Annotated in this window: 14 protein-coding genes; 8 read left to right on the plus strand and 6 right to left on the minus strand. The window is 63.2% G+C overall.

What is annotated here, in order from left to right; genetic code table 11:
• Positions 1-69 precede the first annotated feature (69 nt).
• Entirely contained in the window at positions 70-2,061 is a 1,992-nt protein-coding gene (locus E5X88_RS30080; protein WP_292167672.1) for a PhoX family phosphatase, read from the minus strand.
• A gap of 206 nt (positions 2,062-2,267) precedes the next feature.
• On the opposite strand from E5X88_RS30080, the gene E5X88_RS30085 reads away from it, so the two are divergent.
• Together E5X88_RS30085 and E5X88_RS30090 are read left to right on the plus strand one after the other, a co-directional pair.
• Positions 2,268-2,606, plus strand: coding sequence for a hypothetical protein (locus E5X88_RS30085; RefSeq protein WP_292167675.1), 339 nt, complete (start codon positions 2,268-2,270; stop codon positions 2,604-2,606).
• Between the two features lie 116 nt (positions 2,607-2,722).
• The gene (locus tag E5X88_RS30090) at positions 2,723-3,415 is read left to right on the plus strand and encodes a phosphatase PAP2 family protein (protein ID WP_292167715.1); all 693 of its coding nucleotides are present in this window, start codon (positions 2,723-2,725) and stop codon (positions 3,413-3,415) included.
• 324 nt (positions 3,416-3,739) lie between these two features.
• On the opposite strand, the gene E5X88_RS30095 is transcribed toward E5X88_RS30090, so the two are convergent.
• Positions 3,740-4,597, minus strand: coding sequence for an ATP/GTP-binding protein (locus E5X88_RS30095; protein ID WP_292167678.1), 858 nt, complete (start codon positions 4,595-4,597; stop codon positions 3,740-3,742).
• 112 nt (positions 4,598-4,709) lie between these two features.
• Here E5X88_RS30095 and E5X88_RS30100 point away from each other — a divergent pair, with 112 nt between their 5' ends.
• On the plus strand, positions 4,710-5,510 hold the full coding sequence (locus E5X88_RS30100) for a helix-turn-helix transcriptional regulator (protein ID WP_292167680.1): 801 nt from the start codon (positions 4,710-4,712) through the stop codon (positions 5,508-5,510).
• Between the two features lie 13 nt (positions 5,511-5,523).
• Here the strand turns inward: E5X88_RS30100 and E5X88_RS30105 are convergent, their stop codons facing one another.
• The 3 genes from E5X88_RS30105 to E5X88_RS30115 form a co-directional block, all read right to left on the minus strand.
• Positions 5,524-6,330: a YiiX/YebB-like N1pC/P60 family cysteine hydrolase gene (locus tag E5X88_RS30105; RefSeq protein ID WP_292167681.1), complete on the minus strand. Its 807-nt coding sequence runs from the start codon at positions 6,328-6,330 to the stop codon at positions 5,524-5,526.
• 61 nt (positions 6,331-6,391) lie between these two features.
• Positions 6,392-7,339 carry a CHAD domain-containing protein gene (locus tag E5X88_RS30110; RefSeq protein WP_292167684.1) on the minus strand — a complete coding sequence of 316 codons (948 nt, stop codon included), beginning with the start codon at positions 7,337-7,339 and terminating at the stop codon, positions 6,392-6,394.
• Entirely contained in the window at positions 7,336-7,809 is a 474-nt protein-coding gene (locus E5X88_RS30115) for a CYTH domain-containing protein (protein WP_292167686.1), read from the minus strand. Before E5X88_RS30115 ends, E5X88_RS30110 begins: the two co-directional genes overlap by 4 nt.
• 91 nt (positions 7,810-7,900) lie before the next feature.
• Between E5X88_RS30115 and E5X88_RS30120 the strand changes: the two genes are divergently transcribed.
• From E5X88_RS30120 to E5X88_RS30135, 4 genes are read left to right on the plus strand one after another with little or no spacing between them, the layout of a single operon-like run.
• A complete protein-coding gene (locus E5X88_RS30120) occupies positions 7,901-8,584 on the plus strand; it encodes a CerR family C-terminal domain-containing protein (RefSeq protein ID WP_292167688.1) in 684 nt (227 codons plus the stop codon).
• Positions 8,581-9,534 (plus strand): HlyD family efflux transporter periplasmic adaptor subunit, encoded by a 954-nt coding sequence (locus E5X88_RS30125; protein ID WP_292167689.1) that lies wholly within the window; start codon positions 8,581-8,583, stop codon positions 9,532-9,534. The genes E5X88_RS30120 and E5X88_RS30125 overlap by 4 nt, the downstream gene beginning before the upstream one ends.
• Positions 9,531-10,451, plus strand: coding sequence for an ABC transporter ATP-binding protein (locus tag E5X88_RS30130; protein WP_292167691.1), 921 nt, complete (start codon positions 9,531-9,533; stop codon positions 10,449-10,451). The genes E5X88_RS30125 and E5X88_RS30130 overlap by 4 nt, the downstream gene beginning before the upstream one ends.
• Complete coding sequence (locus E5X88_RS30135; protein WP_366929979.1) at positions 10,448-11,596, plus strand: ABC transporter permease; 1,149 nt, start codon at positions 10,448-10,450, stop codon at positions 11,594-11,596. The genes E5X88_RS30130 and E5X88_RS30135 overlap by 4 nt, the downstream gene beginning before the upstream one ends.
• Positions 11,597-11,697: 101 nt before the next feature.
• On the opposite strand, the gene E5X88_RS30140 is transcribed toward E5X88_RS30135, so the two are convergent.
• Positions 11,698-12,681, minus strand: coding sequence for a threonine/serine dehydratase (locus E5X88_RS30140; protein WP_292167692.1), 984 nt, complete (start codon positions 12,679-12,681; stop codon positions 11,698-11,700).
• A gap of 331 nt (positions 12,682-13,012) precedes the next feature.
• On the opposite strand from E5X88_RS30140, the gene E5X88_RS30145 reads away from it, so the two are divergent.
• On the plus strand, positions 13,013-15,079 hold the full coding sequence (locus tag E5X88_RS30145) for a S8 family serine peptidase (RefSeq protein ID WP_292167693.1): 2,067 nt from the start codon (positions 13,013-13,015) through the stop codon (positions 15,077-15,079).
• The last annotated feature ends 3 nt before the right edge of the window (positions 15,080-15,082 follow it).

Below are 15,082 nucleotides of genomic sequence, written 5' to 3' on the forward strand. Positions count from 1 at the left end.
GACGAGAAAAGGAAGGATTTCGTATTGCCAAAATCCTTCCTTGAGACTGCAAACCAAGCTTACCGCGTGTCAGACCGCGATCTTGCCACCGCCCTGTTTGGTGATGGCGACGACCGATGGCCGCACCGGCATATCGGGCTTGAAGTCAGGCCAGCGGGTCGACGGGTCCTCATAGTAAGAGGGACGGCCGAAAGCCTCCCAGTCTTCGCCGCCATCGGCCGGATGCTGGACCGCGACGAAAGCGGTCTGGTCGTCGGGCGTGAATAGCGGGCCACACATTTCTGCGCCGATCGGCACGCGAAAGAACAGTTTCGAGGTCGCCCGCGCCTCGCCTTCGGTGTCGACCGCCCACAGGCCGTCGGTTCGTCCGGTCGCCTTCGGACCCTGGCCGTCGGTCGAGACCCAGAGCCGGCCGGCCGCATCGATGGCGCAATTGTCCGGCATGCCGAACCAGCCATTGGCGGTCGTGGCGGTCGAGAAGGTGGCGCCGACTTCGGCCACCGAGGGATCGCCGCATTTCAAGAGCACTTCCCACTTGCCCTTGGCAGCAGTGAAATCGCCACCGTCCTCGACGATCTCGATGATGTGGCCGAAGGCGTTTTCGGCGCGCGGGTTGGCGGCGTCGACCTGGTCAGCCTTGCGTTTCGAATTGTTCGTCAGCATGACGTAGACCTTGCCGGTCGTCGGGTTGGGCTGGATATCCTCGGGGCGATCCATCTTGGTGGCGCCGAGAAGATCGGCGGCAAGCCTTGTCCCGATCAGCACGTCGGCCTGGCTGGCAAAGCCGTTTTCGGCGGTCAACGGGCCCTGACCATGAACCAGCGGCAGCCATTCAAGCGTGCCGTCCTCGGCGAATTTGGCAACGTAGAGCGTGCCGTCGTCGAGAAGATCCATGTTGGCGGCGCGGTCCTCGGGGTTGAACTTGCCGGCAGTGACGAATTTGTAGGCATAGTCGAAGCGCTCGTCGTCGCCGAGATAGAAGACAACACGGCCATCCTTGGCGACGATTGATTCAGCACCCTCATGCTTGAAGCGGCCCATGGCGGTGCGCTTCCTCGGCACCGAGGTCGGATCGTTTACGTCGACCTCGACGATCCAACCGAAGCGGTTGGGCTCGTTCGGCTCCTTGCCGAGGTCGAAACGGTCGTAATGCGCCGCCCACTCATACGAACCTTCGGGAATGCCCAGGCGCTTGTAGTTGACGGCTTCCGCGTGGCCGGCCGGCAGTTCGCCCGAGAAATAGCCGTGGATGTTTTCCTCGGCCATGACGTAGGTGCCCCAGGGCGTAACGCCGCCGGCGCAGTTGTTGACGGTGCCGATGACCTTCGTGCCGGTCGGGTCGGCACTGGTCTTGACGCGGTCGTGGCCGGCGACGGGGCCAGACAGTGCCATCTCGGTGTTGGAGGTGATACGGCGATTGAGCTTGCCATCGCGCACGACCTGCCATTTGCCTGATACCTTGCGGATTTCGACGATGGTGCCGCCATGCGCGGCCATCTCGACATCGGCCTGTTCCTTGCTCAGCGGCGCCTGCTTTGCCTCGCCATCGACGATGGTGACGAGACCCGGGAACATCAGATGCGGGTTGGTGTATTCGTGGTTGACCACCAGCAGACCGTGCTCGGCCGAGCCTTCGAGCGGGATGTAGCCGACATAGTCGTTGTTGTAGCCAAACTGTCTTTCCTGGGCCTGCGCCGACTGTTTTGTCGGATCGAATTCCGGCGAATCGGTAAACAGCGGATCTCCCCAGCGCAACAGCACGTCGGCGTCGTAACCGGTGGCGATATGGTGCTTGTCATCGACGCCTGCCTCGACCTCGTCGAAGGTGAAGGCCGAACCGCTGCCGGCACGGGCATCGTCGGCGAGGATCAGCGCAAGCGGGCTGACGGTGGCGGCGATGGCGGTCGCCGCGAGCGATCCCTGCAGGAAACCACGGCGCGAGAAACGCGCCGCGATGATCTCGCCCATCGTCTGGTTGTCGGTGGGATTGGTTCCTGGCCCATCGTTTTCCTCGAGCAGGCTGGTGCGGAAATGGGCGTCTGGGGAGCGATATTCAGTCATGGGGGCTTGCCTCTGGCTTCCTTGGGATGGCTGGAGCGTGTTGCTTGACTGACCGCGTATCGCCAGCAGATCACAATTTGATGACGTTGCCGGCCAATTTCCATCCCCCGATTTCGCGTCCTTGATCAGCCCGCTTGACCACGACCCAAGCTTCGGAAACAAGATTTGCGGCAGGCGCGACAAAGGCCGCATCAGGAGGGTGAAAAGTGAGTTTCTGGGGACTGGTACAGCTTGTCGTTTCGACTGTTATCTTCCTGCTCGCGGCGATGGCGGCGAAGCAATGGGGGCTGGCGCCCAGCCTCGGCAAGATCGTGCTAACGCTCGCGCTCTATTCGCTAGGCAATCTGGTCATGCTGAGGTTGATCCGCGAATTCGGCATGTCGGTGTCGTTCAGCCTGTCGGCGGTGATCCAGCTGGTGTCGGTGAACGTGGTGGCACTGGCTTTCTTCGGCGAACGCGTCAACGCCTTGCAGACGACCGGTATCGTGCTCGCCGTTGCGGCAGTGGCGCTGATCACGCTCGGTCCCTATCTGCAAAGACTGTAGTTGCGCATCCCAGGATCGAAATCGATTTTCTTGGGGCCATGACACAAGAATCAAAGCGCTACAGCGTCCTTTTGCACGTCCAAAAGGACGCGCGGCGCCAGGGGACGATCGGCTCGATGAAGAACCCGCTGCTCAACTGGATCGAATTCCCGGTGTTGCTGGCCGGGCTGGTCATTGCCGGCGGGCTGTGGGGGTTCGAGGAGCTGATGGAGGCGGCGCTGGCCACCACGCCGCACGCCTTCGATACCGAAATCCTGCTCGCCTTCCGCGAAGCCGGCCAGCCCGACAATCCGGTCGGCCCGGCGTGGCTGGAAGGGGCGATGCGCGACATCACCAGTCTCGGCAGCGTCAGCGTGCTCGGGCTGATCACAGTGGCAGTGACCGTCTATCTGCTCCTGATCCGCAGGCGGGGAACAGCGCTTCTCATCTTCGTGGCGGTGGCGGGTGGTCAGGCTCTGTCGAGCCTGCTGAAAGCCGGTATCGACAGGCCGCGCCCGGAACTCGTCTCGCATCTCGCCGACGTGGCGTCGCTCTCCTTCCCAAGCGGCCATGCCATGCTGTCGGCGGTGACCTATCTCACGCTGGGCAGTATGGCGGCGCGTTTCCTGCCTGGGCGGACGACGAAGATCTATGTGCTGGCACTCGCGGTGCTGACGACAGTGCTGGTCGGCATCAGCCGCATCTATCTCGGCGTCCATTGGCCGTCCGACGTACTGGCCGGGTGGTGTGCCGGCTTCGCCTGGGCGATGCTGTGCTGGCTCGCCGCGCGGTCGCTACAGCGATGGTCAGGGCGGACCGACGACGCCTGAAGCGGCGAGGGCTGTCAAATCAGCCTGTTGATCAGCCCATGCCCACATCCTGCCAGCAGGAGAACCGTCGACAGCAAGAGCGCTGATGTCGTCAGAGCCTTGAAAATCTTCAACTGCTTATCCTTCGAATTTCTGTCGACTGCTGAAAATTGGAAGCTGACGGAGTGTGATTGCTTGGTCTCCGCCTATCCAATGCTTGTTCTATCAGATACTGGATCATAGCACGCTGTGTCGGTTGCATCCGGCCTGTCACGCCGCGGTGCGACTGCGGTGCAAGACGGAACAACCTCCGACCGGCAGCGCCGGCCGGCGGTCAGGCATTCCTCAGTCGAGCGGCAGCGCCGCGACTTCGCCCTCGTTCATCAGCGGTACGAAGATCCGGCTGCCATCGGTGCCGATGTCGGCGCTGCCCGGCTTGAAACTGGCAACCGCCTGCGGGGGGCCGCCGGCTTTGTAGCGATAAAGCGTGCCGGTCATGTAGGCAGTAGCGTAGATGGTGTCGCCGACTACGATGACGCCGTCGAGATCGGCGAATTTTTGTGCGCCGGGCAACGGTATAACCGCCCTGGTGGCGAGATCGACCGAAAGCAGGCCGCCGGGCTCGGCAGTGCTGAAGTCGGACTTGATGCCCTTGCCCCAGGACGCGACGATCAACCGGCCGCCATCGGCGACGATGCCATTGGGCGAAGCGAGTGCCGCATCTTTGACGAACAGGTCCGGCCGGTCGCCGTCGATACTGTAGATCGCGTCGGCCAGCATGTCGGTAACATAGACCTTGCCGGAAGCGTCAGTGGTCATGTCATTGAGGAAGACGGCATTCGGCACATCAATGGTCGACATGAGCTTGCCGCTTTCGAGATCGACGACGCGGACTTTCGCGATGTCGGCGACATAAAGCTTGCCGCTGGCTATCGCCATGCCCTTGGGCGCGTCCATGCCGTCGGTCCAGTGCTGCGTGACCATCTTGCCGTCCAGGGACAGGACCGACAAAGAGCCGTTGCCGTCGACATCGCCGGGATTGCCGACGATGTTGGAGACGATGATGCGCTTGCCGCCAGCGTCGAACAGCGCCGATTCCGGCTGCTCGAGGCCGGTCGCGCGCCAGATTTCGCCGGCTTGGGCCACAGGCACGATAGCGATGCCCATGATGGCGAGAAGTATCGAGGTGACGAGGGTTTTCATGGCTGATCTCCTATAATGAGGCGGAGAACTAGGGTTTTCGATACTTTTCGGGAAGACCTGCTGCAGCTAGTATCAAGGATCGATACTAAATCGCGCAAAAAAGGTGCATCCCATGACCGACCTGATCTTCGAGGCGCTGAAGCGGACGCTGAAGGCGAAGGGCGTCACCTATCGCGCACTCGCCGAGCGCATGGGCGTTTCCGAGCCGACGGTGAAGCGTATTTTCCACGAGCGCAACTGCAAGCTCGACCGGCTGGTGGAGATCTGCACCGCTGCCGGCGTCGAGTTGGAAAACGTGCTCGGTTCGATGAACAGAGGACCGGGACCGGCCAACCACATCGCGCCGGAGATCGAGCGCAGACTCGCCAGCCATCCGGCGCTGCTGTTCATCTTCGTCATGCTCTCCGAAAAATTCACAGCCGAAGGCATCATGCGTTCCCAAGGGTTGAGCGAAGCCTCGATGTTCCTCTACCTGCGCGACCTCGAGGACCTGGGCCTGGTCGCGCTCGGCCGCGGCCTGTCCGCCCGGCTGCTGGTCGAGACGCCGATCCAGTGGAATTTCGAAGGGCCGCTCAGGCCATTGTTCGAGATGACCAACAAGAACTTCATCGGCTGGGCGATCACGCATCTGGAACGAGAGGCGACATTCGTCAGTTTCTCCAGGCGGATGCGGCCGGAAACGGCGGAAATGATGAGGCGCGAGGCGGAGGAACTGGCCGACCGCGTCAGATTGCTTGCCCATCACGACCAGCACACGACGCCCGAAGATGGGCTGGTCGGCTACAAATGGACGTTCGCTTTCGGCGCAACACCGTTTCCAGCGATCATGCCGGTCGGGCCGCATCCACGCGACGCCGGCGCGCGAGCGAACGCCGGTCCGTTGCCGCCGCGAAGGGTCGACGCCCGCTGCTAGCATAGACGAGCTGCTATTCGGCGGTCTTGGTCTCCGCACCAGCACCCGTGTCGCCCCAGATCATCTGCCGGTAGTCGAACCCGTATTCCAGCGTCGGCTTGACGATGCGGAAAAAGGGCGACAGGTCGAAGTCGCGCGGCGTGTAGAGCGAGTGGTGGCGGATGTGCAGGATTTCCTTGCGCGAATAGTTCGACTGGGCCGAGGCGCGGCCCGGCGCCCGGGTGATCTCGGGCAGGATCGGATAGCGGATCTGGCTATAGGCCTCGGCAATCAGTGACGAGCAGATGGCCCGTGTCGGATCGCCGGAGCCGAAAGCCAGCATGCGGCGCCGCCAGCGCACCGGGACCGGCGGCGTCGGGAAAAAATAGCGCAACATGTCGAAAATGTTCTTGAGGTCGTATTTGAGGCCAAGCTTGCCGATCATGAAGGCAACGACCTTGTCACGATCTTCCGGGGTCAGCCCGCTCGCCCGGCAGATGCGCGTATTGTAGGTGCGGTAGTGCGACAGCGGCACGGCGATGCAGCCCTCGCCAAGCCTGACCTCGATCAGGCGCCGCCGTTCCGATCCGTCCTCCGGTTCGGGCAAGGCGTCGCCGACATAGAGGGCCGCGTGCGACCAGGTCGACTGGGTCAGGTATTTGATCGCCGCCGAAATCTTCTGGTTGCCCTCGATAAGCAGGATGTCGCCGGGCTCGAGCGTTCGGCGCAGCGTTTCGGCGTCGGACGGCGTGTAAGGTTCGTAGCCGGACGATTCCTCCTGCAGCCGGCCGGCAAGCCAGCGGCCAAGTCGGTCCAGAAGCGTGTCTCCGGTCTCGATCATGCCAGACGGCGATTACCACAGGCCGGCGGCCTAGACCATGATCCCGAGCCGAAGGACCGCGTCAGCCAGCGGCGCCGGGCGCGCTGGCGTCTTCGCGCGGCGCGGCGGCCAGATCGTCGCGCGCCTTGCGCGCGAGTTTTCTTGTCGAGCGCTTGGGGCTGTCGCCGAACAGATCGGCGGCGGCGGCGAGACAGGTCTTCTTCAGGCTTTTCTCCGAGCGCTTCAACAGCTTGCCCAGGAGCCGCATTTCTTGAGGAGAGCCGAGCGGCCGATCGTCGGCATCGAGAAGTGCACGCATGACGAACACATCATGCAGTTCGCCCAGCTTTTCGCCCAGTTCGTCGACCGCCTTGCGCCGCGCCCTGATCGGCGTCGGCCATAGCCTTCCGAGCAGCGACAGGTGCATGCCGTGGGTCTTCGCCGCCTTTCGCAGATCGTGAAAATCGTCGGCTTCGCCGCGGGAGCCGGCCTTGTCCAGCGCCTTTCTGGCGCGACGCAAGGTGATGCGGGCGCCTTCGGCAAGCACATCGGCAGCCTGTTCGGGCTGGTCGGGCAAGGTCAGCATATCGATCCGGCTGATGCCCTCCTCGCAAGCGGCAATCGCGGCGTTTATCGCAGCGTTGAGGCCGACATCGCCATGCAATTTGTGCTGGCGCGCGACGAGCGTCTCGCGCACGGCATTGAGACCGCCGTCGGCGCTTTGCTCGGGAGCGCTTGCCGCCAGGCGGTCGATTGTTTCAACCAGCGCGGTCGCCTCGCGCGGACCGGCAAGCAGGGCCGCCACCTGCCGGTAACACTGGTTTTCGGTAACGCAGAATGTTTCGTCTCCGGAACGGACCAGGCGCAGCAAAGCGCGGACGTTCTTCAGCCGCTTGCGGCACTTGTGCAGCCCCTGTTCCGGCCTGTCGTGCGCCGCCTCCAGATGGACGAGCGCCTTGCCGATCTCCTCGGCGAGAATGCGCCTGACTTCCCCGGTCAACGGCAGGCGCGGATCGATGCGATAGCTCATGCGGCGATCTCCGGAATCCCCCCGAGGGCGAGCGACGCGTTGTAGAATCTCTGCTCGCCGGTGACTTCGCGGCCGAGCCAATCTGGCAGCATTTCGTCCGGCACGTCCTCGGGAGTCTCAAGCTCGGCGACCACCAGCCCCGCAAGCAGCCCGCCGAAAACATCGACTTCATAAAGATAGCCGCGATGCCTAACATGGTGGCGTGTCTTCTCGATGACACGTCCGATGGCGAAGGCCTGCATCTCTTCCGCCTCCGCCAGAGGGATCGGATATTCGAATTCGTCGCGTTCGCGGGCCTTGCTGCCGAATTTGAGCGTCAGCTTTGCCGAGGCGCCGTCGCTGATGCGCACGCGTACCGAGCGGTCGGGTGCGGCGGCGAGATAGAACTGGCGAATGCGGATATCCGCCTCGACCAGATCCCGCCACTGCGCGCCGGAGACCAGGAATTTGCGCTCGATTTCCTTGACCATGGCTTCGCACTAAAGCGCGTGAGGGCTGATATGGCAAGGTGGAGATAGGCTAGAGTTGACTTTAATCATTCGATTGATTAAATTGCTCATCATGAACAAGTCACCGAATGTCAAGATTCCGCGTCGCGAGGTATCTCCCGCTGACATGACGCGCGCGGCACTTGTCCGCGCGGCGCTGAAGCTGTTCGGACGGCAGGGTTTCGACGGCACCTCGACGCGCGAGATCGCGGCTGAGGCCAAGGCCAATATCGGCTCGATCGCCTATCACTTCGGCGGCAAGGAAGGACTTCGCGCGGCAGCGGCCGATTATATCGTCGACACCATCCAGACCATTGCCGGCCAGGCGATCGGCAATCTGCAGGCGCCGGACGATCCCGACGCGGCGCGGGCACAACTCTTCACTGCGCTGGAGCGAATGGTGGCCTTCATCGTGGCAAGGCCGGAGGCGGGCGAGATCGTACAGTTCGTCCTGCGTGAGCTGTCGCATCCGACGGCGGCACTCGACCGCATCTACGACGGCGTGTTCGAGCCGACGCATCGCCGGCTCTGCCTGATCTGGGAGCAGGCGACGGGCGAGGCGGCCGAAAGCGAGCGCACCAAGCTCACCGTGTTCACACTGATCGGTCAGGTCATCTATTTCCGCATCGGCCGCGAGGCGGTGATGCGCCGCATGGGCTGGCGCGGGATCGGCAATGACGAGGCCGCCAAGGTGGTGAGGGTGGTGACGGATAACCTTGGGGCCATATTGGCCGCCCGGAAGGATCGTAGGTCATGAGTTTTCTTTGCTCCCTGCCGCTCGCCGCCCTGCTTTTCAGCGCCTGCGCACCGGCCGCACCGCTTGCCGTCGGCTATGTCGAGGGCGACTATGTGCTGCTCGCGCCGATAGAGGTGGCGCAGGTCGAAACGGTCGCGGTCAAGCGCGGCGACCGCGTCGAACCGGGCACGCCGGTGGTGACGCTGGAAAGTGCCGATGCGAAAATCGCCGTCGCGCAGGCCGAAGCGGCTCTGGCTCAGGCCCAGGCGCAACTCGCCGATCTAAAGGTCGGCAAACGGCCGGAAGAGATCGCGGTGCTCAGGGCGCAGGTTGACATGGCCAAGGCGCAGGCCGCCGACGCCAAACGCAGATACAACCGCGCCAGCGACCTGTTCAAGCGCGGCACCGGCACGCAGGCCGATTTTGATACAGCCTCCGCGACGTTGGAGACGGCCAATGCGCAGGTCGGCCAGGCGGAGGCCAATCTCGCGGTCGGCGGCCTGCCGGCACGGCCGGAGACGATCAAGGCCGCCGAGAATCAGGTCAATCAAGCGCAATCGGCGCTGGAGCAAGCGCGATGGCGGCTGTCGAAGCGCGTACTGGCGGCGCCGTCGCCCGGCCGTGTCAACGACGTGATCCGCAATCCGGGCGACACGGCCGGCCCGACCGCGCCGGTCATTTCGATGCTGCCGGACGGTGCCATGAAGCTCAGCGTCTATGTTCCGGAAAATGCATTCTCGTCGATAAAGGTCGGAGCGCTGCTTAATGTCCGTTGCGACGGCTGCGGACCCGACGTGAAGGCACGGGTCAGCTACGTGTCGCCGGATCCGGAATTTACGCCGCCGGTGATCTACTCGCTCGAGACCCGGCAGAAGCTGGTCTATCTGGTAGAGGCACGGCCGGAAGGCGACGCTGGTCCACTGCAACCGGGGCAGATCGTGGATGTCGATCTGACGGATGCCGGCAAATGAACGCCATCGATGTCCATGGCCTGGTCAAGCGCTTCGGCGACAAGACCGTCGTCGACCATGTGACGATGACGGTGGCCGAAGGTGAGATCGTCGGCTTCCTCGGCCCGAATGGTTCAGGCAAGACGACGACCATCCGCATCATGTGCGGCCTGCTGACGCCGGACGAGGGCGAAGGCACGGTTCTGGGCTTCAACATCCGCACCGACAGTTTGAGGATCAAGCGTGAAGTCGGCTACATGACGCAGAAATTCTCGTTCTACGAGGATCTGACCATCGCCGAGAACCTGGAATTCGTGGCGCGGCTCTACCAGTTGAAGCCGCTCGACGAGCATGTTGGCAAAACGCTGGAGGACCTCGGACTCACCTCGCGCAAGGACCAGCTGGCCGGCACGCTGTCCGGTGGCTGGAAGCAACGGCTGGCGCTGGCCGCATGCATCATGCACCAGCCGAAATTGCTGCTGCTCGACGAGCCGACGGCGGGCGTAGACCCGAAGGCGCGGCGCGAATTCTGGGACGAGATCCATCGGCTCGCCAGCGGCGGACTGACTGTGCTGGTCTCCACCCACTATATGGACGAGGCCGAGCGCTGCCACCGCATCAGCTACATCTCCTACGGCAAGCTGCTGGCCACCGGCACGGTCGACGAGGTGGTGCGGAATGCCGGGCTGACAACGTTCGTCGTGCAGGGTCCGCGCCTCGATAAGGTCGCGGCGGAGCTTCATGGCCGCCCCGGAGTCGATCAGGTGGCGCCGTTCGGCGCGACGCTGCATGTCGTCGGTTCCGACAAGAAGAGGCTGGAAGCAGCACTTGCCGATGTCGAGAAAGAGCACAAGGGCGTGACGGTGACGCCGGGCGAGACCAGTCTGGAGGATGTGTTCATTCAGTTCATGTCTGGCTCGAAGGACAACATGGGATGAAAAATGGGATAAACAGCGTCTTTTCCTTTGCCAGGCTCGGCGCGCTGCTGATCAAGGAGTTCATCCAGATGCGGCGCGATCGCATCACCTTCGCCATGATGCTGGGGGTGCCGCTGATGCAACTGGTGCTGTTCGGCTTTGCCATCAACAGCGATCCCAAGAGCCTGCCGACAGCGCTCGTGGCGATGAGCAACGACCAGTATACCCGCGCCATGGTCTCCGCCCTGCAGATGACGGGCTACTACCGTTTCGACCATGTGGCCCAGAGCGCCGCCGAGGCCGAAGCCCTGATGGCCAAGGGCGCCGTCTCTTTTGTCGTCACCATCCCCGCCGACTTCGCCCGACGGGTCGAGCGCGGCGACAGCCCGCAAATCCTGATCGAGGCCGATGCAACCGATCCGTCGGCGGCAAGCGGCGCCGTTTCGACACTGAGCAAGGTGGCGAGCCAGGCACTGCTGCGCGCACAGGGTATGCAAGCGACCGCCGCTGAAAACGCCAAGACGCAGCTGCAGGTGGTGGTGCACCAGCGTTACAATCCGGAAGGCATCTCGCAATACAACATCGTGCCCGGCCTGCTCGGCGTCATCCTGCAGATGACCATGGTGATGATGACGGCAATGGCGCTTACCCGTGAAACCGAACGCGGCACGATGGAGAACCTTCTGGCGATGCCGTCCAGCCCGGCCGAAATCATGCTGGGCAAGGTGCTGCCTTTCCTTGTCGTCGGCGCGGTGCAGGTCGCGGTGGTGCTGGTGGCGGCGAAGCTGCTGTTCAGCATTCCGTTCGTCGGCTCGCTGACGCTTCTTCTGTCGACCGTGCTTGTCTTCGTGCTTTCGCTGGTGCTGCTCGGCTATACGATCTCGACCATGGCGCGTTCGCAAATGCAGGCGATGCAGCTTACGTTTTTCTTCTTCCTGCCATCACTGCTGCTGTCCGGCTTCATGTTCCCCTATCGCGGCATGCCGGGCTGGGCGCAGGTCCTGGGCGAGATTTTCCCGCTGACACATTTCCTGCGCATCACCCGGGCGGTGATGCTGAAAGGCGCCGAACTGCCGGCGATCGCAACGGAGATCGGCTGGCTCGTCGTGTTCGTGGCGCTGTTCGCCGGTGTCGCGCTGATGCGGTTCAGGCGCACGCTGGATTAGAGCGTTGCCGTGACATCAGAGCGATCCTGAGGTGCAGAAGCTTTTGCTGCCGGAGGGACAGCGCTACAGAACGGTTTCCATTCTGTGCCACCGCGCTACACCTATGCTGCGGCCATGATCTCAGCATAGGTGTTGAAATCGACATTGCCGCCGGACAGCACCACGGCAACGCATTTGCCGGCAAGGTCGATCTCGCCCGACGACAGCGCGGCCAGCCCAACACAACCGCCGGGCTCGACCACCAGTTTGAGATGGGCCATGGCGTCGCGCATTGCCTGTGCCACCGCCTCGTCGGAAACGGCAATGCCGCCGGCGAGGTTCCTGCGATTGATCTCGAAGGTGATCAAGCCCGGTTCGGCGACAAGCAGCGCATCGCAGATCGAAGCGTGGCCGGGCTCGTTTGCAACCCTGGCGCCCTTGGCCAACGAGCGGCTTGTGTCGTCGAAATGCTCGGGTTCCACCGCCCAGATCGAAGTGCCCGGCGAAGCATCCTTGACGGCGATGGAAATGCCACTGCTCAAGCCGCCGCCGCCGCAGGGAATGACGACCGCATCGAGGCTCACGCCGAGCGCCTTTGCTTGGCGCATCAGTTCGAGGCCGATCGTGCCCTGGCCGGCGATGATGGCCGGATCGTCGTAGGGCGGCACCAGAATCATGCCCCTTTCGATGTAAGGGCGAACGACCGTCATGCGGTCATCGCGGAAACGGTCGAATGGAACCACTTCCGCTCCCATTTTCCTGACATTGCCGACCTTCATCGCCGGCGCGTCAATCGGCATGGCGATGACCGCCTTGACGCCGAACATCGCCGCCGACGCGGCGACGCCTTGCGCATGGTTGCCCGACGAGAAAGCGACGACACCGCGGCTGCGCTCCTCGTCGCTGAGCGACGACAGCTTGTTGTAGGCGCCGCGGAACTTGAACGAGCCGGTGCGCTGCAGCGTCTCCGGCTTGAACAGGATCCTGGCGCCGAAGCGTTTGTTCAGCTCCGGCGATTCGATCAGCGGCGTTTCGACGGTCAGGCCGGACAATCGCGCTGCCGCGCGGCGGATGTCGGCGATGCCGGGGAGCGTGAAGGTGGTCACGGCGAGATCCTGCGGAAAGACATGTTGCCTTCATGATGCCCGCAAAGGCAGGCGGCACACCAATGAAAAAATGTGACCGTTACAATTCGGCTCCGTAGGCCTTCGCCCTTCGATCGCGCAAGCGCGATCGGCGGCGCTATCATGAACCTTGCCTCTGGTTCAGTGATCGATAGGAATTGATCGGAACGCATGCCAGTAATCCGTTGTTCTGCATGCGATTTTCAAATGCAACGATAAATACACACCGCCCTGTTGCTTGCGGTAATATTTACTGACATCATCCATCCTAAAAGAGTCTGTTGTTCTCAAAATATTCGACAGGCCGGATGCGATGAGTGACAGTTGGCAGAACGTTGTGCTGCGGAACCAGCATCCGAAATTGCGGATGTTCGCCAATTGTGACCCGGACGTCAGTTCCGCGAAATCTGAAGTGCAGCCGGCGCTACGGGTGATCACCGAGAAGCTTGCGGCCTCCACTCCGCCGCTCGCCACCGCCATCGCACCCGAGGACGCCCCGGCGAGCGGCACCGCCAAGAAGCATGGGGTCGACGTGCAGGCGCAGCGGGCGGCCGTCGAGGTCAGCGTTTTCGTCCGCTCCACCGATTCGCTGCCGCCGGTGGCTGGCCAGCAGACCTTGCGCGGCATGGCGACCCGCCGGATGACCCTCGATGAAGTGTACCTCCTTGCGCGCGACGCCGGCACCATCTTCATCGAACCGGCCGATGCGCTGAAGCTGCCGCGTCCGATCAAGGGCAGCGCCGGCGGCACTGCTCCAGCCCGCCGGGTCCCGGGCGTCACGCCGGCCCAACTCGGCGACGGCAAGGGCATGCTGATTGGCATCATCGATGTCGAAGGCTTCGACTGGGCCCATCGCGATTTCCTCGTCGGTGGCAAATCGCGCTTTGTCAGCATCTGGGATCAGGGGGCCAAGGTCGGCCGCAATCGCAAGGGCCTCAAGCGCGGCCGGGTGATCTCCGCTGCCGACATGCAAACCGCACTGACGGATGCCGCCAAGATCCACGTCTCGCCGCACGATCTTGAGCCACAGTCGCAGATGGTGGTGGGCTCGCACGGCACTCATGTCGCCTCCATCGCCGCCGGCAATAGCGGTCTCTGCAGCGCGGCCGAAATCGCCGCAGTGCTGATCGCGCTGCCCGAAGACGAGATCGACCGGCGCACCTCGTTCTACGATTCCACCTGTCTGCTCGACGCCGTCTACTACCTGCTCGATCTCGCAGGCGAGCGCCCCATCTCGATCAATGTCAGCCTCGGGACCAATGGCCACGCCCACGACGGCTCAAGCATCCTCGACCGCTGGATCGACGCGTTGCTGTCGGAGCCCGGCCGTTCGATCTGCATTGCCGCCGGCAATGCCGGCCAGGAACGACCCGAGGCTCCAGACGATCTCGGCTACATGACGGGCCGCATCCATACGAGCGGCAAAATCGACGCGCAGGGCCTCGACCACATCCTCGAATGGCAGGTCGTCGGCGACAAGATCAAGGACGCATCGGAGAACGAGCTTGAGATCTGGTACGAGCCGCAGGATCGCTTCGCCATCAGCATCCGCCCGCCCGACGGCGACTGGATCGGCCCGATCATGCCCGGTGAGTTCCTTGAGAACCACCAGTTGCTCGATCGTACGCTGATCAGCGTCTACAATGAGCTGCATCATCCGACCAACGGCGCCAACTACATTGCCACCTATCTGACGCCGTTCTTCAGCAGCAACCTGATCATCGGCGTACCCGCCGGGGTCTGGCAGGTCCGGCTGCACGGCCTCGTCATCCGCGACGGCGCCTTCCACGGCTGGATCGAGCGCGACGATCCGGCGGATCTGGGTGACGGCAGCTATTTCTGGCCCTCCTTCTTCACCGAGGCCTCGCATGTCGATACCTCATCGGTCAGCTCACTCGCCTGCGGCCAGCGCGTCGTCTCGGTCGCCAATCTCGATGAACTGAAGCGCCGCGCCCATATCACCTCGAGCCAGGGCCCAACCCGCGACGGCCGGCTGAAACCCGACATCACTGCGCCCGGCACCCGTATCGTCGCCGCCAACGGCTTCGGTGCGCCGGACAATCCGTGGATCGAAATGACCGGCACCAGCATGGCGAGCCCCTATGTTGCCGGCGTCATCGGCCTGATGCTGGCTGCCGAGCCAACGCTCACCGCCGCCCAGATCCTCGGCATCATCAAGGCCACGGCGCGGCCCTTGCCGGGCACCACCTATCAGTGGGCGAACGATTTGGGTTTTGGCGAGATTTCTCCGGCGGCCTGCGTCACTGAGGCCTCCCGCGCGCTGATGCGCACCGAGCTAAAGAAATCCGCCCCGCCAGCTGCCGCAGCCCCTGTCGTCAAGGCCACCAAAGCCCTGCCGGCCCGACGCCCTCCAAGCTGAGAC

This window comes from Mesorhizobium sp. (genome assembly GCF_004962245.1).
Classification (GTDB): domain Bacteria; phylum Pseudomonadota; class Alphaproteobacteria; order Rhizobiales; family Rhizobiaceae; genus Mesorhizobium.